Origin of the sequence: Pseudoalteromonas gelatinilytica (genome assembly GCF_001641615.1) — a bacterium.
Lineage (GTDB): Bacteria > Pseudomonadota > Gammaproteobacteria > Enterobacterales > Alteromonadaceae > Pseudoalteromonas > Pseudoalteromonas gelatinilytica.
Window position 1 is genome coordinate 36700 of record NZ_LRRU01000011.1, and the last position, 24131, is coordinate 60830.

Consider the following 24131-nt stretch of genomic DNA (forward strand, 5'->3'; position numbering starts at 1 on the left):
GTTATTTCCCAAATAATTTTTCTTAAAACGTCCAGTTAAAATAAAACCACAACTGTTTATTTTTACGCTGCCTAATTAAAGCATGGCATTACAAGGTTCGCAAGACTGAGTGTTTAGTAAACGCTCACTTGTGACAGGTTTTTGCAAAATAGTTAATGAATACTTCTAGGTTCTAGGTTCTAGGTTCTAGGTTCTAGGTTCTAGGTTCTAGGTTCTAGGTTCTAGGTTCTAGGTTCTAGGTTCTAGGTTCTAGGTTCTAGGTTCTAGGTTCTAGGTTCTAGGTTCTAGGTTCTAGGTTCTAGGTTCTAGGTTCTAGGTTCTAGGTTCTAGGTTCTAGGTTCTAGGTTCTAGGTTCTAGGTTCTAGGTTCTAGGTTCTAGGTTCTAGGTTCTAGGTTCTAGGTTCTAGGTTCTAGGTTCTAGGTTCTAGGTTCTTCAAGATTGTAAATCGTTGCTTGTGCGTGTTTGCAAGTGGTATCGCGTTATAAATACAAAAACCTACTTCGTAGGAGGCGTTTTAACGCCGAATATTTTCAACCATTCACGGCTAAAGCCGTTCCTACGGGGTTGGGCGTCTAGGCCATCACCGTGCATTCCATTTTGTAGGCGTGAAATTTATTTCGCGCGAAGTATTAACAACAGTGCCGAGGTTGAGACGCGCCAAGCAAGCGTGACGCCTACGCCTTACCCTTCGGAATTCACCATTTGTAGGCGTGAAAATTTATTTCACGCGAAGTATTAACAACAGTGCCGTGTTTGAGACGCGCCAAGCAAGCGTGATGCCTACCTCTTGCCCTTCGGCATTCACCATTTGTAGGCGTGAAATTTATTTCGCGCGAGGTATTAACAACAGCGCCGCGGTTGAGACGCGCCAAGCAAGCGTGACGCCTACCTATTGCCCTTCGGCATTCACCATTTGTAGGCGTGAAATTTATTTCGCGCGAGGTATTAACAACAGTGTCGTATTTAAGACGCGCCAAGCAAGCGTGACGCCTACCTCTTGCCTTTCGGCATTCACCATTTGTAGGCGTGAAATTTATTTCGCGCGAGGTATTAACAACAGTGTCGTATTTAAGACGCGCCAAGCAAGCGTGACGCCTACCTCTTGCCCTTCGGCATTCACCATTTGTAGGCGTGAAATTTATTTCGCGCGAAGTATTAACAACAGTACCGCGGTTGAGACGCGCCAAGCAAGCGTGACGCCTACGTCTTGTCTAGCCCTCCGGGCACGCTTCCGTTCCAGTTCGTCGCAGAGCTCCTCTCGCTCCATCTTGAAAGCAAAATTATTTGCTTGTCTAGCCCTTCGGGCACGCTTCCGCCCCTAGGTTGCAGTTCCTACGTACTGATTTTATTATTATTTTTTGTTTTTCACGTGTTAAAGCTCAATGCCTACAGCGCGGGAGGTGTTTTAACACCGAGCATTTTAACCCTATTCACGGCTAAAGCCATTCCTACAACAATGTCGTGCTGAATCACGACTTATAAACTAATTTCTTTATTCTCTACACTTACGGCGACTTGTTTATTCAACAAGTTAACTAATAAAATGCTGCGCATATCGCCGTCTGGTTCTTGATAAATTGCTTGAACATTTTTAAATGACTCTGTGTTTAGATAAACAACGTCACCGGCTTTTGGTAACGTTGATGTTACTTCACATATATCACTCATAGATTTAAGCTGTGCAATTAACTGCTCAGGAACAATTTGAAATCTATGACCATAAGCAACAAAGCCACTTACACCACGGGTATTTTTTACCGCAGAAAAGTTACAGTTTTGAGAGTCTAGCTTTATGAATAAATAACTAGGAAATAGAGGAGATGTACGAATTGATCGGCGACCCTTTACGATTCGCTCAATTTTATGTTCGGGAAAGAACACTTCAAAACCCTGATTTTGAAGGTTAGCTTGAGCTCTTAGCTCTTGTTTTGATTTACAAAAAAGTAAGTACCAACTTTCCATAGTCACACCTAAAATACTCATTTTCCTTAAAACCAATCCAAAAGGATTGGTTTTTATGAGCTAGCGATTATACGCAGAGAATATAGGTGTGTCTATTACAAAATTGTTATTACCCCAAGTGAGAACTAGTCACTACCAAACAGGTCTCTGGTGTATACTTTTTCTGCAACATCATCGAGCTCAATTACCATTCTGTTGGCAATAATTACATCGGCAGATGACTTTAACTCAGCTAAGTCATGGGTTACTTTTGAATTAAAAAAAGTTGCTTCATGTAATTCAGGTTCATAAACAATTACTTCAATGCCCTTAGCCTTAATTCGTTTCATGATGCCTTGAATTGCTGATGCTCTAAAGTTGTCAGAACCAGCCTTCATGATTAAACGATGAATACCAACCACTTTTGGCTTCCTTGCGAGGATCGACTCTGCAATAAAGTCTTTACGAGTTGAATTTGCATCTACAATTGCGCGGATCATGTTATTTGGCACGTTTTGATAGTTAGCCAATAGTTGCTTTGTGTCTTTAGGTAAACAATAGCCACCATAGCCAAAAGAAGGGTTGTTATAATGACCACCAATACGTGGGTCTAAACTTACCCCTTCAATAATTTGTTTAGAATTTAAACCATGACTTTCTGCGTAGCTATCAAGCTCGTTAAAGTAAGCAACGCGCATAGCAAGGTAAGTATTTGAAAATAACTTGATTGCTTCTGCTTCGGTTGAATCTGTGAATAAAACTTCAATACCTTCTTTAATAGCCCCTTGCGCTAGTAAATTTGCAAATACTTCGGCACGCTCAGAACGTTCACCCACAATAATACGCGATGGGTGTAAGTTATCGTATAACGCTTTACCCTCTCTTAAAAACTCTGGAGAGAAAATAATGTTTTCTGTATTAAACTTTTGCTTAATGCTTTCGGTAAAGCCCACAGGTACAGTTGACTTAATAACCATTACTGCTGCTGGGTTTATTGCTTGTACATCAGCAATAACAGCTTCAACTGACTTGGTATTAAAGTAGTTGGTTTCTGGGTCATAATCGGTAGGCGTAGCGATGATGATGAAATCTGCATTTTGATAAGCTAATTGCTTATCTGTAGTGGCAGTAAAATTAAGTTGCTTATTAGCAAGAAAATCCTCAATTTCTGTATCTGATATTGGCGACTTCCCGGCATTTAGTTGCGCTACTTTTTCTTCAACAATATCTAGAGCTACTACATTGTTATGTTGGGCCAACAACATGGCATTAGATAAACCAACATAACCCGTACCCGCGATTGTAATATTCATATATACCTAATTAAACTGCTTTATTTTTTACTTTGCATTCTTCAATACAGTTACATTTTCGTTATTTTTAACACTCTCGAGCCAATGGAGGTCACAAATACCATCTGTGGGATTGAAGGCTGTTGGTGCTTCTAACAACAACTTACGAATAGAGTGGTGATCGTTTAAATCACATGACGATTTAAGCTCAAGTAAAACTTGTTCAAGTTCATCCCATGGCATCTTAACTTCGTGTGCACTCATGATTCTTTGGTGATCTGTACCAACAACGTTATCACCAATTAATAGCTCTTCATAAAGCTTTTCGCCAGGGCGTAGACCTGTACATTGAATTTCAATATCACCTTCTGGGTGTTTATTCGACTTAACTTCTAAGCCAGAGAGGTGGACCATCTTAGTCGCTAAATCCATTATTTTAACCGGCTCGCCCATATCAAGAACGAAAACATCTCCACCTTTACCCATTGCGCCTGCTTGAATAACAAGCTGTGCAGCTTCAGGAATAGTCATAAAATAACGAGTTATATCTTTATGAGTTAAGGTAATTGGTCCACCTTGCTTAATCTGTTGCCTGAATAATGGTACAACAGAGCCCGAAGAACCAAGTACATTGCCAAAACGCACCATAGTAAAGCGCGTAGTTTTTTGCGTATCAGATAATGCTTGTAGCACTAACTCAGCCATGCGCTTTGTTGTCCCCATGACATTCGTAGGGCGAACCGCTTTATCAGTTGAAATTAGTACAAAGGTTTCAACCTTGTTTTCTATCGCAGCACGGGCAATGTTACTGGTACCAAATATATTATTTTTAACACCTTCTATAACATTGTGCTCAACCAAAGGAACATGCTTGTAAGCCGCAGCATGATAGATAGTTTGCACTTTAAATGACGAAAGTGTCATTGAGATGAGTTTAAAGTTTTGAATAGAACCGAGAATTGGCACTATTTCGATATTTAAGGAGTTTTGAAAAACGTAGTCTTTTAACTCTTTTTCAATCGCATATAATCCATATTCAGAAAGTTCAAATAAGACTAGCTTGGTCGGCGAGTTTTTTACAATTTGTCGACAAAGCTCTGAGCCAATAGACCCCCCGGCTCCAGATACTAAAACAACCTTATCTTGAATATTAGCAGACATTAATTCGGAGTTTGGCTCTACTGGGTCACGCCCTAAAAGGTCTTCAACACCAACTTCTTTGACTTGCTCTAAGCTTGTATTACCAGCAACAATATCTGCCATACCAGGTATTGTCATAACCTGTAATTTAAAAGACTCAATTTTATTTAGAATTTCTTTTCTACGACTTCCTCCTGCACTTGGAAGAGCTAATAAAATTTTACTTGCAGATTTACTATTTGCAACTGAGGGAATGTCATCAGGATGGAAAACATTAATACCTTGGATAAAGGTATTTTGCTTTTTAAGATCATCATCAATGAATGCAACTGGGGCATACTCAGGTCCATTGGCTAGAGCTGTAGCTAATTGACGACCTGCAGAGCCAGCGCCATAGATAATTACATTCTCTTTTCTGCGCATTATCAGTTTACCGACAATTGCACGGACAGTTAGCCGACTACCACCGATAAACAATAAACATATACAAGCGTAAATAACAGGAACAGTTCTAGGTACCTGAACGCCTAAAAAGAATGAGCTAGCAACAAAGTAAATTGTTGATAAAATCACACCAGCAAGAATTGCCCATAGAGCTTGTGAGTTTATGTACCTAAGCACAGCGCGGTAAAGGCCTAACTTTATGAAACTTAAAAGGCTTAATGGAGTTATGGCAAAAACCAACCACCAATTTTTTACTTCGTGGAATTCATCAAAGTTATCTAAACGCAAGATAAAGGCCAGCCAAAAAGCAGTAAATATAAATACTGTGTCAATAGCCACAGACAAAATACGTTTTTGGCTTCTTGGTAATTTCACAAGGTAATTAAGTAACAATCGAGGGCCCTTCCTGAGCTAAGTGTTCACATCTGTGCCGATTTTACTACAGCAACAACATTCATAACAATGAAAATAATTTAACCTTAAACGACTGCGAACTCTTTATTAGTTTGTAATAATGAGTGTAAATTTGTTACCAAGTCATTTACTTTACTCTATCACCACTACCACTGCCTGTAACCGTCATAATTATCAGCTTGAAGTATAGCTTTATATTTAGAGAATCGATCATTTGTTTATCTACCTCGGCCAATTTTGCCGGCGTTGACATGTCTATTTCGTTTACTTGTGCTAAACCAGTAATTCCTGGTCGCACATCAAATACGTTTAATTTACTTCTTTCTAAGGTTAGCTCTTCTTGGTTAAATAGCCCAGGTCTTGGACCTACTAAGCTCATTTCTCCTTTTAGCACATTCCATAATTGCGGAATTTCATCTAATTTCGTCTTACGTAAGAACGACCCAAATGGAGTTATTGAAGCAGAGCTTGCCAGATGACTTGCCACCGATGCAGTATCAACCTTCATTGTTCTAAACTTTACCAAGATGAATGGCTTTTGATTACGTCCAACCCGCTCTTGTCTAAAGACTGGAGAGCCTGTATCAAATAAACCAATAATGAAAAGTATAATCAAAAAAGGAAAAGCAAATACCAATCCGAACAAAGCAATGAAAAAATCTAAAATACGTAACATTAACGTCTACCCATATTTATTTCTGTTAAAAGTTTGTCTGCTTTCGAAGAGTCGACCACAAAGTTATCAAGCAGGACATTTTCACGTTCTTTTTGCCCAAAAACTCTTAACCCTAAACGCAGCAATACCTCAGGAAAGTAAAAGTGCCTAATATTTACTTTTTGATTACCTGCAAGATAATTCAGCACTTGTTGAAGTGATAAAGCTTTTTCATCAGCTAATAGGTAAGTCTCACCATTTGCTTTGTCGGTCATTAAGCAAAGTTTGGAGAAACGAAGTAATTTATCTACTGATAAGTACGAACGCTGATTGTTAATTACTTTGAAAGGAAAAGCATGAACTTTAGAGACCAGTTTAGCCAAAGTTCTTATGTTCCCAGGTGCATCATGGCTCAAAACAAGTGTAGGGCGAATTATAATGTAATCAATGCCTGAATCGGAACAAAAAGTTTTTACTAAGTCTTCTGCGATGATTCTCGTTTGAAGTTGTGGTTCCCCTTCAATTAATGAAGAGTTTTCATTAACATCTAAATTAGCAAATTTACCGTGCACATATGCCGTACTAAAGTAAATAAACTTTTTTATATTATTGTTTTTACACGCTACTAATAAGTCTTTTAGAGCGCTAATATTGGTTTGCTCAAGTTCTTGAATAGCCGGTGCATGTTTATGAGCAAACGATGCCAAATGAACAACTTGAGTGCATCCTTTTAGCGCACTATCCCACTGTGCAAATTCAGATAAGTCACCAGTTACAACAGATTTGACTGCGGCTTGAGTAGTAATTTCGCCCTCTCTTAGTGTTATCGAGATAGAGAAATCTTTTACTAAATAATCAACAAGCTTTTTACCAATAAAGCCATTTCCACCTGTAATTAAGACTCCCATATTAACTCCTAAAAGAATCTATTCTTAAGTCTTAAACTCGGTGCTTCAACTAGTTTCCACGAAACTGTAGAAACAACAAATATCGTCGTAAATAGCACTAAGTAAGATGAAAGCGTATTAAACTCAAAACCATTTGCTATAAATAATTGAATGATCGGGAAATGAAAGATGTATACACCGTATGAAATATCGCCTAACTTTTTAAATGAAAGTACATTAGGCAATGAAATAAATACCAATGTAATGAAAACAGCAATTACAAATGGCTGTAAGTAATAGAGATTGAGCCACATCAAAATAACCGATGCAATTAACCAGGCTGAAAATTGCCTTTTCAATATATCAAAGTATTTAAAGCAAAATATACCTGAAACAAAATACATCATTTGCCCTGGCAGTTGTGATGCCAGTGTTTCAGCCATTGGAATAGTATCTTTATGCAGTAAAATAAAATCTTTATAAATGAATGATAATATATAGATTACCAACATATATAAGTAACTGTATTTACGCTCTAACAGCATGTAAATAATAGGAACCATGCAATAAAACATAACTTCTATTTTTAGAGTCCATAATGAGCCATTAATAAAGGGCTCTGGGTTCGTTGAAAATACACCATCAATAGTAGGTGCTAAGAAATTCAGAAAAACCGCATTAGCTATAAAGTACTTAATTTCAGATGCATAGTTCCCAACCGAACTCCCGTCCCCGACCAAAAAATATAAACAGCTAGAAAACAAAATTAACAAAATATATGCAGGGTAAAGTCGAAGAAAACGTCCCCAAAAATAATTAATGAGCGTCTTTCTTCTGTCGTAGCTCATATAAATCAAAAAGCCACTAACAATGAAGAATGTAGACACAGCACTACCAGATAACCAATGTAGTGATTCACTAACTGACTCAGTCAGGGGGGTTTTAGCTAAAAAAGCTAAGTGTAAAAACACTACTGCCGTGGCAAGTACCAATCTTAAAAAATCTAGATTATTGCTTTTATAAACATACTTCATTTATGTACTACCTCAAAAGCGCCATGTAAGTTTCAAACCATGACTCTGAATCAGGAAATAACTGCGCTCTCGTGTGTGAAGCTAGACGCGTATCGTTATACGTTTCAAGATCAAATAACTTACTTATTTGATTTACGCAATCATGCACATCATCTTCTTTGTAAATCACACCCGCTTGATCTAAAACTGAATGAGCATAATCAAGGTCTGGGGCAATAACTGGAAGATCGTAAAACATAGCCTCTATTAAAGGGTTACCGAATGTTTCAGATTTTGAAGGAAAAATAGCCGCAAATGCAAAGTCTTGATAATATTGTTTAAGATCTGCTTGAGGTAACTCCCCTAGGTTATTGATCGGTAGTTGTTGTTCTTTTAAAGCAGCTATAAACTCTGCAGCTTCAGCAATTGATTCATCAACCGTAATATTAATAACAACAGGTAATGCCTTTTCTTTTATTTCAGTAGCAAGTTTCAATAAAAAAGCATGATTTTTATGTGCATAAAAGCGACTAACATAAAGTAGTTCTTTTACTTGAGGTAACTCTTGCTTAGCTTGAAAATTTGCAATGCTCTCTCTTTTGAAGTTATCGCTAATTGGGTTAAAAATAATTTCAGAATCAATTGTTACTTTTTCATTGAGCAATTTTTGCATGTAGCTACTTTGAACAACAACTGTGTCTACAGCTCTAACTGTTTTACCAAAAAGGTAACGCTTAATTTTCTCGGCAATTTTTGCAACTCCAGCTAAATTACCATACAAACGATCATCAACTATGTATGGATGATGAAGTAAGACTACTTTTTTCTGATTACTTTTAATACCAAATAAAAAGTTACCGAAAGCAAGAATGGCTTTAGGCTCATATTGTTTTACTAATGAGTTCATCAGTGAAAAGTTGACTTTAAACACATTCAATAAAGCCTTAATACTGCCAGGTACGACATCAACAACTACAAATTTGCAATTTTCTGTCTCTGAATATGTTAGAAACTCAGGCAAGTTTGGCACAATAAATACGAACTTCTCGCCGCTTTGCAATGCATTACGGATAAAATTATTAGCAATATTTTTGGGGCCCGCAGCAATCTGATTTGAAAAGTTAACGAGATACATTCTTCTTGCCCTCAAATAAGTAAATAAACAAAGTGAATAACATTAATAAAACGAATATGGTTAATGTGTTAAAAATAAAAGCGTTTGAAATACCAAACCCTGTCAACATCATGAAGGCATAAAAAGAAACCCACAAAGGAGCAAACTTTGAACTGATCATTACTTGATAGAAATATTTTAAAATCATACCTGTCAAAATTGCATACAAAATAACTCCAACAGGACCAAAGTGTACATAACCTGCAGTCACACGACTTAGAGGCCAACCTACAGGGATCATGTACTTAAATGGTGAATTAATCGCAACATTATTCCCCTGCGCGAAATTATAGATATAAACACCTTCATCTAGTGGTGGTTTAGCCTCATAAAATGAGCTTGGAATAAACCCTGTAAAGAAGTCCATAAACGTACTACCGAACCAAAGCTTATTAATAGAGTCAAAATATGGAAAGATAAATAGCGAAATATCAATATCACTGAACCGCTTAAATAACTCGCCCATATATGGCAGGGCGTCAGGTATTAAAGAGCCTGGATCTGACATATAGTAATCTAATGCTCCATCAACCCTTAAAATAGGTGCAAGTGAAGCAAAGAAAACTAAAAAGAATAATAAGAGTAAGTTTTTAACAGAAAATACATTTACATTTTTAATTTTATAGTTCCACATTAGAACTAAGAAAACTAAAAGTAGTAGTGGATTTTTTCTTTCGCCGTAAGATGCCAGCATGGCAAAGAAAAACACTGATATTAAAAATAGAAAAAGGTAATTTTTAAGCTTAATTTTTTTCAATGACAAGTAAGTTATGTAGTAGCCTATAGAGAGCATCGCAGATATAAAAAAGATGTTCCTATACATTGCAGTACCTTGAACTACCAAGGTTTTATTATCCATATTACTTATCAGAAAGAAGAAACCGCCTACTTTATGAAGGAACAAAGCAAACATTAGTATAGTGAGGGCAATAAAGAAGTAGCTAGCATATTTAAATTTTACTACTTTCATGCCTACACCAATACTTGATACGCCAAAAAGTTTGCCCTTAGGTTCAAAAAAAGCCATGGTAAAAATACAAACAATTGCAAATATAAGCTTGTACATAACATGCTGAAAAAAGGCAAAACTAAAGTCATCCAAGTGATAGATAACTTTTGGATGAAGCTCTTGCGGATTATGGGCTATAAAATATAGATACGGCACTTCGGCCATGGAAAACAAAATGAAAAAGGGAATTACATGAAAAAAGTCTTTCTTCCCCTTTTTCAAATAAAGAAGTAACAGCAATAGGACAATAAAATAAAAGGTTATAAATGCATCAATCATTGTATTGTTTTATTCTTTTTGCAGGCACACCACCAAAGATACATTGCTTTTCTGTAATTGACTTAGATACAACCGCAGCACTCGCAACGATTGTTTTCTCAGCGATACTTTCAGCGGTTTCTAATAAAATTGCACGTGTACCTAACCAGCAATTTGCTGCAATTTCCTTTTCTATACCAACAGGCTTGCTTTTAGGATCGTAGCCGTGGCTGTGGCTGTAAATAACAACTCCTTCTGATAACAAGGTGTTATTTCTAATCGTTAATCCACCAGTGTGATCTAAATGGCAATTTCGGCATATATGTACTTTATCTTCGATAATGCATTCACCGGTGTTGTTCTCTGATACAAGCAATGTTCCTTTTCCAATGAAAACCCCATTGCCTATGGTTACAAGTTTGGGTGACTCAATTCTAGCACCAAACTCGATACGAACATTCTTACCTACTTTTTTACATACTGCCTTATAAAATAGAGTATTTAAAATATCGAAAAAGACTTTTAGAAAACGCAAAGGAATTCGTACACAGAAAAGTAGTAAGCCACTGTCTTGGTAAAGTTTCATAATACGATTAATCATTAGATAAGCCTATTTGCGAAAAGATATATAAATAAACAACACATGACGTTAGATAATAAACACTAAACGAAATTGCTAAGCTCTCTGCACTTGCAGCTACAGCCAAAATATATATGCCCATTACTACCGCAGAAGTCAGAGCAACGTAAAAAAGTTGATATGTTTTATTCATAACTACCATTACTCGGTTGAATGCTAAAGCAATAGAATAGAATAAACAGATTAAAGTTACTTCTAAAAATAGATTCGCAGTATATTGCTCACCATATAAAAGTAAGAAATATTCGTAAAGAAAATAACCTATAACAATGAAGAGGAGGCAAGATAAAAACATATAACGCAAAGCGTAGACAAGAAGTTGTTTTACATTGCTACCCGATTCATGGAGCTTCGTTAAGTTTCGTAAAACAATATTACAGATGATATTTAAAAGGATTGAACAAATCATAAACATCTGAAATGAAACATCGAATTCAGCAAGTGCTACAAAGCCATCTTCACTGTTAGCTGTTATATACCTTACAAACCAAAAGATAAAAGCATTAATTGCAGAACCTAAAATTACTGGCTTTATCGTATTGAATACATCTTTAGTTTTCTGAAAAAGCACATCGTATTTAATATTTTTTAAAATATGCATGTGATTTATCAAGACATTACATGCTTTGATTGCTAAATCTGTAAGCTGATAAATAAGCATATAAAATAAAGCTATTTCTACAGTAATATCTTCATATGTATTGAAAATAAAAGCGGCCGATAAAACAATGCTAATTACTGTTGAGAAGAAAATGACTTTATAGATGCCTTTCCCTATGTACACCGAGGTCGCATAGCCATTCAACAGAGTTAGTGAGATCAATATTACTACTGTCAAAACTATTTGAAGTGTCAAAAAATCAAAAGAAGATAAACTTCCTAAAAATGAACTGCTTGACCATAATAATAAGCATAAGGTTGAGATAATTAATGCTGTAAATGCATAGAACACACCATACGCAAGCACTGATACTCCACTAAAGTTCTCTTTAGAGCTTTCTTTAACAGCGAAAGGGTTTACTGCTGAGCTAAATGTAGTCTCAAATAAGTTAATTGTACTTCGCAAAAACACAAACGTTCCATAAACATCTTTTGATGTGTAACGAGCAATTAAAATATTAAGAATTAATATAAAGCCTTTCGCTATTAAAGTACTAAGCATTAATAAAAATGCACTAGAAAAGAGTTTTTTTAGCATTGAATTAAACGCTCAACCCAGTTTTCTATAGAGTAACTTTCATAAACTTCATTACTAACTGGAACATATGGTGAAGTTAGAAATTGTGTTAGTTCTTGCTCGTTCTTCTCGCCAATCACAAACACATTTTCAGCTTTATAAAAAGGTTCTTCCATTACTAATTTATTATTAGTAATTAGCTTTTTGTTTATTCCTAAGGTCTCAATGGTTCTCATTGTTAAGCCTGTTTGATCAGGGTGGCCATAATCAATAATGACCTCAGAATCACACATTACACGAGAAACATCTTGAGCGCTCAGCTTATCGAACGAAACCTCTTCTATTGGTACATTGCGAAATGACTTGTTAATAACTTTGAGCACTTTAAAGACGGGTTTGCTAGGGTAATAAAAAAATGTGAAAGCAGGTTTATTAAGGTTCTTTTCAACCAAATAAGCCATCCCTAATACATCACTAAAGCGATTAGAGTGTAATGTTCCAACAAAAGCAGCTGAGTATTTATTATCAGTGACTGAATTTGCCTTTCGGCTATATTCTTTGCTATAGAAAAGCGGTAAATACTCAAGGTGTTCGATATTTAGACAATCAACCCTATCAAATGATTTTATTGCATCAAAATACTTAAACTTCCCTTTAGCACCTTTTACATTAGACAGTGAGTCCCATGAGTAGTACACAAACTTTGCTTTGCTAAAAGTCTGCTTCATTTTATCAAGCAAAAACTCTGAAAGGCCTTCACCTTTAATGACAACAATCAACTCATAGTCGCCTTGCCAGTCAATCTCATTTATAAAGTACTTTTCTGTTAACTTACTTGTGAGGCTTGGCATTAACCTTGACTTTACTCGATCAAAGTTACTCTTTACATAAATGTGGTTAATCCAGTCTACAGAATGACCTTTTGACTCCATCACATTTATAATTTTTGTGTAATAGCCAAACGTATCTGGACTAAAGAGTAAAACTTTCATGCTCGTTGTAAAGTTCCGTAAATGAGTTAATCATTGATTCGAGATCGTCTTCAATTGTAGCCGGGCTAAAGTCAATCACACTTTGCAGCTTGCTAATATCAACTTCAGAAAAGGCTTCATTAACGTTACTTTCAAACCAATTTACTTTACAGCCTGTTTTATCAGTCAAAACTTTTGCAATTGTATCTGCACGAGTGTTTCTTCCTGAAGCAATGTTAAATATTTCATTACTTTGAATGTCAGCTTTGGCTAACTTGTAGATTGCACTAGCTACGTCCACTACTGAAACATAGTCTTTTTGATAGTCCTCGCGGATATACATATTTACTTCATTTTTAGCGATAGAATCTCTAACTATTGAAGGTAAAAATAGAGGGCTGTTTACCGCTAATCCATAAACGTTACTTGGTCGAACTATGATTGCTTTATCTGCTAGGTTTAATACTAAATTCTCAGCCGTAAGCTTTGTTAAGTTAAATAGCGCTCTGTTATCTTTAGCGCAAACAGTGAGATCGGCACTTTCACAACTTGCTTGCTGATTCATGTAAACACGTGTAGATGAAATATAAATAAACCTATCAAACTGGCTACTTTCTAGCATTTTTACTAGGTAACTTACGTTTGAATCGAGTACTTTCATTGGATTATTAGCGCAGTCTCCATGGCCTGCAGCATAAATCACCGTGCCTAATGCTTTAGTGAAAACTCCCTCATCTAGCTTTTCTGGTACATATACTTGCTCACCAGCCTCTCTAAGCTGCTTTACAATCTCACTACCGATGAAGCCTTTACCACCAATAACTGTGTAAATCATGCGCTGCCAAGCCTCTCACGTTGATAGTTACCAGACTGGACATTTTCACACCATTGTGAGTTTTCTAAATACCATTTAATTGTTTTTAAAATACCCGACTCAAATGTTTCAAGTGGTTGCCAACCTAACTCTTTGTTTATTTTTGAGGCATCGATTGCATACCTTAAATCATGGCCGGGCCTGTCTTGTACAAATGTAATTAACTCTTTAAAGTCATCTAAGCCAGCAGGCTTTTCTATAATTAGATCATTCAGATGGTTACAAATTGTTGTAACTACCTCAATATTTTGTTTTTCATTGAAGCCACCAATATTGTATGTTTCGCCTAGCTTGCCCTCAGATACAACTTTATAAAGTGCTCTTGCATGGTCTTCAACAAACAACCAATCTCTTACTTGCTTACCATCGCCATATACGGGTAGTTTTTTTCCCTCTAATGCATTCAGAATAATTAGCGGGATTAATTTTTCCGGAAAATGATATGGACCATAATTATTTGAGCAGTTTGTTAGCACTACTGGTAGTTGGAAAGTTCTGTTCCATGCTCGAACAAGATGATCGGATGCAGCTTTAGATGCAGAGTAAGGTGAACTAGGCTCATAAGGCGTTTTTTCTGTGAAAAGACCCGTTTCACCTAAATCGCCGTATACCTCATCTGTTGAAATGTGGTGAAAGCGGAATACTGCTTTCTTTTCATCACTTAGAGAAGCATAGTAAGTTCTGGCAGCCTCGAGTAGCTCGTAGGTTCCAACAACATTTGTCTGAATAAATTCACCAGGTCCATCAATAGAGCGATCCACATGGCTTTCCGCGGCTAAATGCATGATAAAGTCAGGTTGAAATTTGGCAAACGTAGCGCTCACTATCTCTCGATCACAAATATCACCTTTAACAAAATGATATCTTTCATTTTGTTCTACAGATGATAATGACTCTAAATTACCTGCATACGTTAGCTTATCGAAGTTAACTACTGTATGTTCAGTTTCATTTATTAAGAAGCGAACTAATGCTGAACCAATAAAACCAGCTCCGCCGGTTACAAAAATTGTTTTACTCATAAATTACTCGATTAGAAGGTAGGAGCATCTGCTAGCATTAAACCAGCTTCATCTTTAGGTGATAATAATGGCTGCATACCCTTTACAAGAGGCCATTGAATAGCAAGAGTAGGATCATCCCAAGAAATGCTTTGTTCAAATTCAGGTGCATAATAATTTGTACACTTATAAACAAATTCAGCAGATTGAGTTGTTACATAAAAGCCATGTGCAAACCCTTCTGGTACCCAAAGTTGTCTTTTATTGTCACTATTTAATAAGACACCAACATGCTTTCCAAAAGTCGGGCTATCTTTTCGAATATCAACAGCAATATCATAAACTTCTCCGGCAATCACGCGCACTAATTTCCCTTGCGTTTGCTGCGTTTGATAATGCAGACCTCTTAAAATACCTTGGCCAGATTTACTGTGATTGTCTTGCACAAAAGTTACATCTGCAACATGCTCTCGGAACCAGTCTTCACGAAACGTTTCTAAGAAAAAACCTCGCTCATCACCAAATACTTTAGGTTCTAAAATTTTTACATCAGGGATATCTGTATCAATTATATTCATGAGAAAACCCTTCTTGAAAGTAGGCTCAACAAATACTCACCGTAACCACTTTTGACTAATGGAGCAGCTAATTGCTGTAACTGTTGCTCATTGATATATCCCATTCGAAAAGCGACTTCTTCAGGACAATTTACTTTTAATCCCTGTCTTTTTTCTATGGTTTCGATAAATTGCGCTGCTTGTAACAGGCTGTCATGGGTGCCGGTGTCTAACCAAGCCGTTCCGCGTCCCATAATTTCAACATTTAAAGAGTTAGTCTCCAAATATTGCTCGATAACATCGGTTATTTCTAGCTCACCTCTAGGTGAAGGTTCAACATTCTTTGCATACTCAACAACTTTATTATCAAAGAAATATAAACCTGGGACAGCATAGTTTGATTTTGGCGCTTCTGGCTTTTCTTCTATAGAAATCGCTTTTCCACTCTCATCAAACTCAACAACACCATATGAACATGGGTTTGCTACATGATAGCCAAAAACCGTTGCTCCAGATTCCCGAGAGGCAGCTAGCTGCAATGACTTAACAAGGTCGTGACCATAAAAAAGGTTATCACCTAAGATCAATGCAACATTACTATTTCCAATAAACTCTTCACCCAACAAAAAAGCCTGAGCGAGACCATCTGGCGACGGTTGAGTTTTGTACTCAATATTAATGCCCCAATCTTTGCCATCATCTAGTAGTTCTTTAAAACGGTCTAATTCTGCGGGTGTTGTTATGACTAGAATATCTTTTATGCCAGCATTCATTAAGGTAGCGATCGGGTAATAAACCATCGGTTTATCATAGACGGGCATAAGTTGTTTACTTACGACTTTCGTTAATGGGTAAAGGCGAGTACCGCTACCACCCGCTAAAATAATACCTTTAGTCATATAACTTCCATAATATTAATACCTGAATTTCAGGCTTAACTTAAAAAAATAATATAGAGTGATTTTCAAAATAGTACTTAATTATCAAGTACTTTCTTGCTCTCTAAAATAGTTCTTTCCTAAAACAATCAGAATACCAATTAAGATCCCAAATAAGGCCCCTACAACACATATAAGCGCTCTTTTTGGACTTACTCTTTCTTCAGGAACCAATGCTGGATCGATCGTTTTGAAAACATACTCATCTCGAACTTCAGCGAACATAATTGTTTTAGCTTGTTCCTCGATAAGCTTAAAAAGTACTGTTTTAATATCTGCAACTTTTGTATTTTCAATTTGTTGCTTTAAAAACTCAGTACTTTTAATTGCCTCGGCTACGTCTCGCTCTTTCATCTCTTTGTTAATATCTTCAATGAGCCAAATTACCCATTGTTGGGCTATGTGGGGCGAGATATGTTCCACTGAAATTGTAATCATGCCAGTGTCTTTTGAAGAGTTTACATAGACGATCTCTTTAAACTCTTTATAAGCTTCTTGTAGTGATGGCTTTGGCTTAAATGGAGGGTTAACATCTCTGACCCAAGTCTTTGTTTTAGCATCATAGATATCTCCATCGTAGGATATAGTATTGGCTTCGTATGACCAGCTTTTAGCAGCCATTAAATCTAGCAAAATATTATGTCGCTCAATGAACTCGCTTGTAAATTTCCTAGATTTTAATACTTCAATTGCTAATGCTGACTTATCAGAAGAACCTGCTCCTAAATCAATTCCAGCCATACTTGCTAGACCACCAAATTGGCCAGCTAATGCAGCTAAACCACCTTCTCCTTGACCACTATCAGCAGGAGAAAGCAATGCCTCTGATTTATAAATATTTGGAAGGCTAAGCGCTAAAGCAACAGATAAACATGTAAATATGACGGCTACTATTGCAATTGTTAACTTGCCTTTCCAAATAGTTAAGAAAAAGCCTTTAAGATCTACGCCATCATCTTCAGCATACATACTTTGTTGAATATTCTGTGAATCCACACTTCTTTCCATTGGTAAGTTATCTCATTTATTTAAAGTTACTAAAATTAAATGCTCGGTAACTATTAAATTAAATACTGCTAATAGCGGCTACTGCTACACCCAACTGATATACGATTTGTGTTGCTGTACTCCACAAGGTTAAGTTATCCATGTAATCTGAATTCATAGGTACAACAATGGTATCACCCGCTTCAAGTGTGTTTGTGTCATTTACAGCAAACCAACTACCAGTAGATGGAATTTTCACAGAGCCGTTTGCTTTGATGATATAAATACGCTCATCAGCTGCGCGCTCTTTTAAGCCGCCACTAAGGTCAATGTAATCGTCAACTGTGATACCTTGTTTGAATAAATGCGAGGTTGCATAATTAACTTCACCTATAACACTAATTGAATCACGCTTACTTGGTACATATAGGGCATCACCATCTTGTAAAACGAGCTTTTGTTTATCTTCTACAATTAATGGTAAATCAATGACTAGCCGACCTACAGCCTCAACACTTGCGAGATCATTTAAAAGCTTATTCATTTCATCATAAGACAAAGTACTGCTACTTACTGAGTTTTCGAAACTTTTTGATGCAATATCACGGCGCAAATCTTCAGAAAGTTTTGCAAGTTGCTGTTGCTCTTGTTTGCGAATTGCTTCACGAGTGAAGATAGCGGCATTAGGCGCGGCAAACTCAGAAAAACCACCCGCACGTTCAAGTAAATTGCTTAATGTTTCGCCACGACGAATTGTGTAAACGCCAGGGAATTTAACTTCCCCTCTTAATTGAACTTTCACGTTCTCTTGCCAGTTAGGGATAGAAAAAATATTGATACTATCTTTACTGCGTAATGCGATATTTTCACCATTACTACCTAACATGGCTGCTTGCAGGTTAAATTTAATATGTTTAACCTTTGACGCATCACCATCCATTATGCGAGTGATCTCAGCTTGCTCTGTGTAAGCAGATTCAAGTAAACCACCTGCGGCGGCTATTAAATCATTTACTTCGCCATTAACTGTAAGAGGATAAACACCAGGGTAAGTTACATGGCCATTAATTTCTACAAGTTGCATCGCCACAGAAACTGAAGCTTGTTGTTTAAGTTTCGAAATAATTGGCTTTAATAAGCTGTAACGACTAAATACTGCATAATCTTCTGGTGACAATTCCTTGGTACCAGCCCCCAATCTCCCCTTAGAAATATCTTCAATTGATTTTGCATTGTCGAGTTTTAATTTAGGACTATCAACAGAACCTGTAACCCCAATATATTTTTCAAATTCTCGTTGTTGGTATTGATGCCATTGTTTAACTTTATATTGCTGTTGTTGCTGCTCTTCAGTTAGCGCCATATTCGCAAGCGCAGTTTCTTCAGCTTGTTTTTGCTGGTAGCGACTAAATACAAAAAGCTTATCGTTTGCTTTAAGTTCTAGATCATGCTCAGCAGCTTTAACAATCGCTTGTGCTATATCAAATTGAAAAACTTGAATATCGCCTGCCACGTTAACTTCACGAACAAGTAACCCGTAACCTAAATCAGCCTGAGGCAGCAAGTCACCACGCACCGATGTTAGAACGTCAGAGATGTGTTTGCCTTGATGCCATTGATAATGACCCGGACGTGCAACAGCACCAATTAAACTAATACTGTTTTGATATTGAAAACTTACAGGATTAAAACGAATACGGTCGCCATCACGAGGAATATAGTTAATTTGATTGCCACTAAAATCAACAGATAATACTTCTTTCATATTATTGTTATTGAAGCGTTCAACAATTGCTTTTTTAGCGTAAGCTTGCGGTTTTAAACCACCCGCCATTTTTAATAACTGTGCGGCTGTTTCACCTTTTTTTAGCTCAAAAATTGCAGGGCGTTTGACCAAGCCTTCAACAGCGACTTGCGAACCCACTGATGGGATAAACACAACATCACCTGGCTTTAAGATGATGTCGTTACTGCTATCACCGTTAATAAGCAAATCATAAAGGTCAAAATTTGCAACAACCTTACCCGCACGTTTAACTTGAATATTACGTAGTGAAGCAATATCAGATACCCCACCACTAACAAATAGTGCATGCGATACTGTTGTCAGTGATGAAACAGAATAACTACCCGGTTTGTACGCTTCACCAAGCACTAGCACACGAATGCTGCGCAGTTTGCCAACTGAGACAAATGCTTTGATACCAATAACTTCTTGTTCAACTTTTGCTTTTATTAGCTCTTTGACTTCTGCAAATGTAAGACCGGCTACCTGTACAGGGCTTAAGTTTGGAATGCTAATACGCCCTTCACGGTCAACAACAACTTCATAGTTCTCACTTTCTTTACCGTAAAAGTTGATATTGAGCGTATCTCCACGACCAATTAAGTAGGTATCAGGGACGGCAGCATTTTCACTTGGCATAAATGATGTTGGCTCACCAGCAAACAAGTCATAACCAAAAGGCTTTACCTCATCAACTTTCGGAGCAAAGCGCTCTTCATCTGTTAACTGTTCTTTTTCTTGTTCTAGACGAGGTTGGATTGTTGATTCTTGTTCAATTTGGTCGGTTGAAGATTTCTTACCCGTAATCGTCGATAAATCTACACCATACTGCCTTGCTAGCGCCTCTTGCTGCGCTCTGGGGAGCTTTTTAAATTGTTCGATTTGTGCGGCTGTAGGAGTAAAAGCCAATACTGATGCGGAAGTTAACAGCAAAAAAGTAATGAAAAGTCTTTTAAATAACATCACAAGTAGGGATATCCATAGTTCTACAGTCAAAAAGATTGTCTATTCTACCTGAAATTTAAATAAATAAAAAAGGGACTTTCGTCCCTTTTTGTCATTAAATCGTCAACAAACAGATTTATTTAGTTAAAAACTGTAAACCAGCGTTAGTGACGTTTCTGTATCTGTGTTTTCTTTATCATCCGCAACATCTGAGTTGTGGGTGATGTTGTAAGCCACTTTCATTTGTAGTGAGCCGTTGATTTTAGCAAGGATTGCAGACTCTGAACGTGTTTTAGTATTGGTATCACCGTATTCAACGGATACTAACTGAGTAAAACGTGCACTGTCTGAAATTTGCCAGTTGTAATCAACTTTACCTAACGCGATTACTTCACCTTCGCGCTCACCGGCAAGTGAATTACCGTTGTCATCAACTTCAGTACTGTCATCTGGGTATTGGAAGTACTTATAACCAGGACCGATTTCTGCGTTTAACCACATATCAGAACGGTCGATTACACGTAAACCATAACCCGCTGAGATAACTGATTCGTTACGGTATGCACCAAAGTAATCAGATACGTGCGAACCGTAGATGAATAAGTGTGAGTGCTTTTCGTTTAACTTATAGTTACCTTGTGCAGAGATTGAGTACTTTTCGTTAGTACGTTGAGTTTCTTTAACGCCTTGGTCGTTTTCGATCTCATCTTCTTTATAAAGACCGTCTAACTTGTACTCGTTATTCCAGTTTTCTAGGTTATGTAAAACCTTAACACCACCTTTTAGTGTTGTTGTTTCAGTGTTACCGCTCGTTACGATAGCACCTAATTCACTGGTTACATCCCAAGTTTTGGTTTCATCTGCTGCGAATGCGCTAGTTGCAGCGCTTGCTGCAACTAGAATTGATAAAGCTTTTAATTTCATTAAAAAATAACCTTTACTACTTGTAAGTTAGACTTATTAGTCTTCTTTGTGCAAATGAACATCCATTTGCGGGAATGGGATAGTGATGTTGGCATCGTCTAATGCGATCTTAATGTTTTCCATTAAGTCAAAATACGTTGGCCAGTAATCAGCTGAGTTAACCCATGGGCGAACTACAAAGTTTACGCTTGAATCTGCAAGTTCAGATACAGCGACTGTGTATGCAGGGTCTTTTAATAAACGAGACTCTTTGTCTAATACAGACTTAAGAACAGCTTTAGCTTCTTTAAGGTCTGCATCGTAACCAACACCGATAACTAAATCGATACGACGAGTTGATTCACGAGAGAAGTTTGTAATTGGGCTGCCCATGATTGATGAGTTAGGCATGATAATTACTTTGTTATCTGGTGTACGTAATTCAGTAGAGAAGATTTCGATTTTCTTAACTGTACCCGCTTTGCCACCTGCTTCTACATAATCACCTGATTTGAAAGGACGAAGTAAGATGATTAAAACACCTGATGCAAAGTTAGATAGTGAACCTTGTAGTGCTAAACCTACTGCTAAACCAGCCGCACCTAAAATAGCAATGAATGAGGTTGTCTCAATACCTAATTGAGATAGAGCCATTAAGATTGTTGCAGCAAATACAATTGCATAAACAATGCTAGCAACGAATGAACCTACAGCTTTATCGACTTTCTTTTTATCAAATGCTTTTTCAGTCATCCCTTCGCAGAACTTCGCGATGCGACTACCGATAAAGAAAATGATTAGCGCTAGAACCGCCTGAACGGCGTAATGTATGATTAAACCTGAATTCTCGTTGATCCAGTTCATTATTGTATCCATGTTCTCTCCTGAAGTTCATTTTTAGCATAACGCTTGTACAAATTATATATGATCTTTGGTTAAAAAATCATTAAATTACGCGCAAAACTACGAAATGAGTATTTGCTCAATTACAAAAACCGCAAGTCTAATCTGCGAAACTGAACGCGAGCTGACCATGAAGGCATTTCTGAATTTTCTGAGGTAAGTAAGTTTTTTCTACTTTTTTCAATTTAGGGGTTCACAAGCTTAGTTTAATTATGTAATATGCGCGCCACACCAAACGAGGTGTATCTCAGTGGCGGCTGTAGCTCAGTTGGTAGAGCCCCGGATTGTGATTCCGGTTGTCGTGGGTTCAAGCCCCATCAGTCGCCCCACTCTTCTCCCTTAGTAAATCTCTATATTTTCCTGAATTTTTCTATTTTAAATTCCAAGATTTATCTTTAAAACCTGTTTTCAGATCTAAAAGCCGTCAGCTTTCAGCTGTCAGTTTTGAGCCGAAGTAATAGCTTTAAGCGGTAGGCTGTAAGCTAGATTGTTTTGTTTGTTGGAACCGTATTGTTGTGCGGTCTGGGTGTTGAATATAAGACGCGCCAAGCAAGCGTGACGCCTACTATGTAGGAAGTACTTTAGTGCCGAAGTCAGTAGGTGATTTATGTAGGAGGTACTTTAGTGCCGAAGTCTTTAGGATAATTCACGGCTAAAGCCGTTCCTACGAGATGCGAAATATCGTAGGCGTGAAATTTATTTCGCGCGAAAGCCTAGCACCTAGCACCTAGCACCTAGCACCTAGCACCTATTTTCAAAATCCAGACAAAAAAATGCCACCTTTCGGTGGCATTACACACGGGATTATTTCTATTTACTAGAAATGCTTTTCAAAGTTTAAGGCAATATGCTTCACACCTAACCTCAAACTCATAATTACTTCCAACTTTTCATCTTGTGGCCTTTAACAGCATAGAAAAGTATAAATAAATAACAAGGCAACATTACAATATAAGCCATTTGCTGTGCTTCAGCGCTTTTCACGCCGCCACTTGCCAGGCCCCAAAATAATGGACCGAATGCGCCACCGGCTATACCCATAATAAGTAGACCAGAGCCTACACTAGTTAGCTTGCCTAAACCAGATAATGCGAGCGGCCAAACTGCAGGCCATACAATGGCATTAGCAAAGCCTAGCACAGCAATGAGCAATAAGGTATCAGGTAGTACCGATTTTAGGCCAAATAATATTGATATAAATACAGTTTCATTACTACCAGTGACTATCGCTAGGGTTAACACACAGCCCAATACCGCTGAAATAGTCAACGCGGTTTGTTGTGACAACACCCGTGGGATAAGTAACACCCCTAAAAAGTAACCTAGCACCATACAACCCATGGTGTACGATGTCATAACACTATATTTTTCAACACCTAACGACAGCGCAAAGCTACCAATGGTATCACCTGCGATGACTTCAACGGCTACATAAACAAAAAGAGCCACGATCCCTAGCGCAAGACTTGGATGACTGAGCGCTTCTTTTACCTGCCCCGGCTTTTGTTCATCTACATCATCAATTAACTCTGGCAATGGCATTTTGGTAACTGCAAAGCCGAGTATACCAATAAAAATAGCCATCCCTAAATACGGTAAAATTAAGCCATTGGCCATGGCATCAATGTCTGTTTGGCTAAGTTCTTTACCTACAAAGCCTTCAAAATCGCTGAGTATCAGTGCAGTAAACACGATTGGTGCTACAACTCCCGCACCTTTATTTAATATACCCATAATACTGACGCGAGCCGCGGCTGATTCTTCAGGGCCGATTCTGACTACGTATGGGTTAACCGCTGTTTGTAATAACGTTTGCCCTGCCCCCATAACAAGCTGAGCGAATAAAAACAGTGCAAACACTTGTGTTTTTGCCGCAGGTATAAACAGTAAACCTGCCACCATCATGGTTGCCATACCCAGCGCCATACCATTTTTATAACCTACCTTTCTGATGATCATCGCTGAAGGTAGGGCTGTAAAAGTCACGGCGATATAAAACGAGAAAATGATCAGCGATGCCTGAAATGGTGAAAGCTGCAAAATTTGCTGTAAAAATGGCATCAGTGAGCCATTTAACCACGTAGCAAAACCCAGTATAAAAAACAGCGTGGCAACAATCGCCATGGGCACAACACTGCTTTGTTTATTCATTTCAGACATAACATTTCCCATAACAGCACAGCTCGACTCTTCAGCGCTGCTGATTCAGATGATTATATAA

20 protein-coding genes and 1 tRNA gene are annotated in these 24131 nt (G+C 37.5%); 1 reads left to right on the top strand and 20 read right to left on the bottom strand.

Annotated elements, in window-relative coordinates:
- Positions 1-1477 precede the first annotated feature (1477 nt).
- From rfaH to NH153_RS05270, 19 genes are all read right to left on the bottom strand, one after another.
- Positions 1478-1963, bottom strand: a complete 486-nt coding sequence (gene rfaH, locus NH153_RS05180; RefSeq protein ID WP_063701714.1) for a transcription/translation regulatory transformer protein RfaH — start codon at positions 1961-1963, stop codon at positions 1478-1480.
- Positions 1964-2088: 125 nt separating this feature from the next.
- Positions 2089-3255 carry a nucleotide sugar dehydrogenase gene (locus NH153_RS05185; RefSeq protein ID WP_063701717.1) on the bottom strand — a complete coding sequence of 389 codons (1167 nt, stop codon included), beginning with the start codon at positions 3253-3255 and terminating at the stop codon, positions 2089-2091.
- A gap of 27 nt (positions 3256-3282) precedes the next feature.
- Positions 3283-5211, bottom strand: coding sequence for a polysaccharide biosynthesis protein (locus tag NH153_RS05190; RefSeq protein ID WP_063701719.1), 1929 nt, complete (start codon positions 5209-5211; stop codon positions 3283-3285).
- Positions 5212-5359: 148 nt separating this feature from the next.
- Positions 5360-5908, bottom strand: coding sequence for a sugar transferase (locus tag NH153_RS05195; protein ID WP_063701721.1), 549 nt, complete (start codon positions 5906-5908; stop codon positions 5360-5362).
- Positions 5908-6795: an NAD-dependent epimerase/dehydratase family protein gene (locus NH153_RS05200; RefSeq protein ID WP_063701724.1), complete on the bottom strand. Its 888-nt coding sequence runs from the start codon at positions 6793-6795 to the stop codon at positions 5908-5910. The genes NH153_RS05195 and NH153_RS05200 overlap by 1 nt, the downstream gene beginning before the upstream one ends.
- Positions 6796-6803: 8 nt before the next feature.
- Positions 6804-7808, bottom strand: coding sequence for an acyltransferase family protein (locus NH153_RS05205; protein ID WP_063701726.1), 1005 nt, complete (start codon positions 7806-7808; stop codon positions 6804-6806).
- A gap of 7 nt (positions 7809-7815) precedes the next feature.
- The gene (locus NH153_RS05210; RefSeq protein ID WP_063701728.1) at positions 7816-8922 is read right to left on the bottom strand and encodes a glycosyltransferase; all 1107 of its coding nucleotides are present in this window, start codon (positions 8920-8922) and stop codon (positions 7816-7818) included.
- Positions 8909-10249: an oligosaccharide repeat unit polymerase gene (locus NH153_RS05215; protein ID WP_063701730.1), complete on the bottom strand. Its 1341-nt coding sequence runs from the start codon at positions 10247-10249 to the stop codon at positions 8909-8911. The genes NH153_RS05210 and NH153_RS05215 overlap by 14 nt, the downstream gene beginning before the upstream one ends.
- Entirely contained in the window at positions 10242-10829 is a 588-nt protein-coding gene (locus tag NH153_RS05220) for an acyltransferase (protein ID WP_063701732.1), read from the bottom strand. The genes NH153_RS05215 and NH153_RS05220 overlap by 8 nt, the downstream gene beginning before the upstream one ends.
- Positions 10822-12066: an MATE family efflux transporter gene (locus NH153_RS05225; protein ID WP_063701734.1), complete on the bottom strand. Its 1245-nt coding sequence runs from the start codon at positions 12064-12066 to the stop codon at positions 10822-10824. Before NH153_RS05225 ends, NH153_RS05220 begins: the two co-directional genes overlap by 8 nt.
- A complete protein-coding gene (locus NH153_RS05230) occupies positions 12060-13037 on the bottom strand; it encodes a WaaS/CpsH family glycosyltransferase (RefSeq protein WP_063701736.1) in 978 nt (325 codons plus the stop codon). The genes NH153_RS05225 and NH153_RS05230 overlap by 7 nt, the downstream gene beginning before the upstream one ends.
- Positions 13018-13851, bottom strand: a complete 834-nt coding sequence (locus NH153_RS05235) for an NAD-dependent epimerase/dehydratase family protein (protein ID WP_063701738.1) — start codon at positions 13849-13851, stop codon at positions 13018-13020. The genes NH153_RS05230 and NH153_RS05235 overlap by 20 nt, the downstream gene beginning before the upstream one ends.
- Entirely contained in the window at positions 13848-14912 is a 1065-nt protein-coding gene (rfbB, locus tag NH153_RS05240; RefSeq protein ID WP_063701740.1) for a dTDP-glucose 4,6-dehydratase, read from the bottom strand. The genes NH153_RS05235 and rfbB overlap by 4 nt, the downstream gene beginning before the upstream one ends.
- Positions 14913-14923: 11 nt before the next feature.
- On the bottom strand, positions 14924-15469 hold the full coding sequence (gene rfbC, locus NH153_RS05245) for a dTDP-4-dehydrorhamnose 3,5-epimerase (protein WP_063701743.1): 546 nt from the start codon (positions 15467-15469) through the stop codon (positions 14924-14926).
- Positions 15466-16347, bottom strand: a complete 882-nt coding sequence (gene rfbA, locus NH153_RS05250) for a glucose-1-phosphate thymidylyltransferase RfbA (RefSeq protein WP_063701745.1) — start codon at positions 16345-16347, stop codon at positions 15466-15468. The genes rfbC and rfbA overlap by 4 nt, the downstream gene beginning before the upstream one ends.
- A gap of 84 nt (positions 16348-16431) precedes the next feature.
- Positions 16432-17394, bottom strand: a complete 963-nt coding sequence (locus NH153_RS05255; protein ID WP_063701748.1) for a Wzz/FepE/Etk N-terminal domain-containing protein — start codon at positions 17392-17394, stop codon at positions 16432-16434.
- A 58-nt stretch (positions 17395-17452) separates the two neighbouring features.
- Positions 17453-20122 carry an SLBB domain-containing protein gene (locus tag NH153_RS05260; RefSeq protein WP_156503618.1) on the bottom strand — a complete coding sequence of 890 codons (2670 nt, stop codon included), beginning with the start codon at positions 20120-20122 and terminating at the stop codon, positions 17453-17455.
- A gap of 126 nt (positions 20123-20248) precedes the next feature.
- Complete coding sequence (locus NH153_RS05265) at positions 20249-21028, bottom strand: DUF481 domain-containing protein (protein ID WP_063701752.1); 780 nt, start codon at positions 21026-21028, stop codon at positions 20249-20251.
- Positions 21029-21064: 36 nt separating this feature from the next.
- On the bottom strand, positions 21065-21883 hold the full coding sequence (locus tag NH153_RS05270; protein WP_063701754.1) for a mechanosensitive ion channel family protein: 819 nt from the start codon (positions 21881-21883) through the stop codon (positions 21065-21067).
- A gap of 280 nt (positions 21884-22163) precedes the next feature.
- Between NH153_RS05270 and NH153_RS05275 the strand changes: the two genes are divergently transcribed.
- Positions 22164-22239, top strand: a tRNA-His gene (locus NH153_RS05275).
- Positions 22240-22786: 547 nt separating this feature from the next.
- Here the strand turns inward: NH153_RS05275 and nagP are convergent.
- On the bottom strand, positions 22787-24070 hold the full coding sequence (gene nagP, locus NH153_RS05280) for an N-acetylglucosamine MFS transporter NagP (RefSeq protein ID WP_156503617.1): 1284 nt from the start codon (positions 24068-24070) through the stop codon (positions 22787-22789).
- Positions 24071-24131 lie beyond the last annotated feature (61 nt).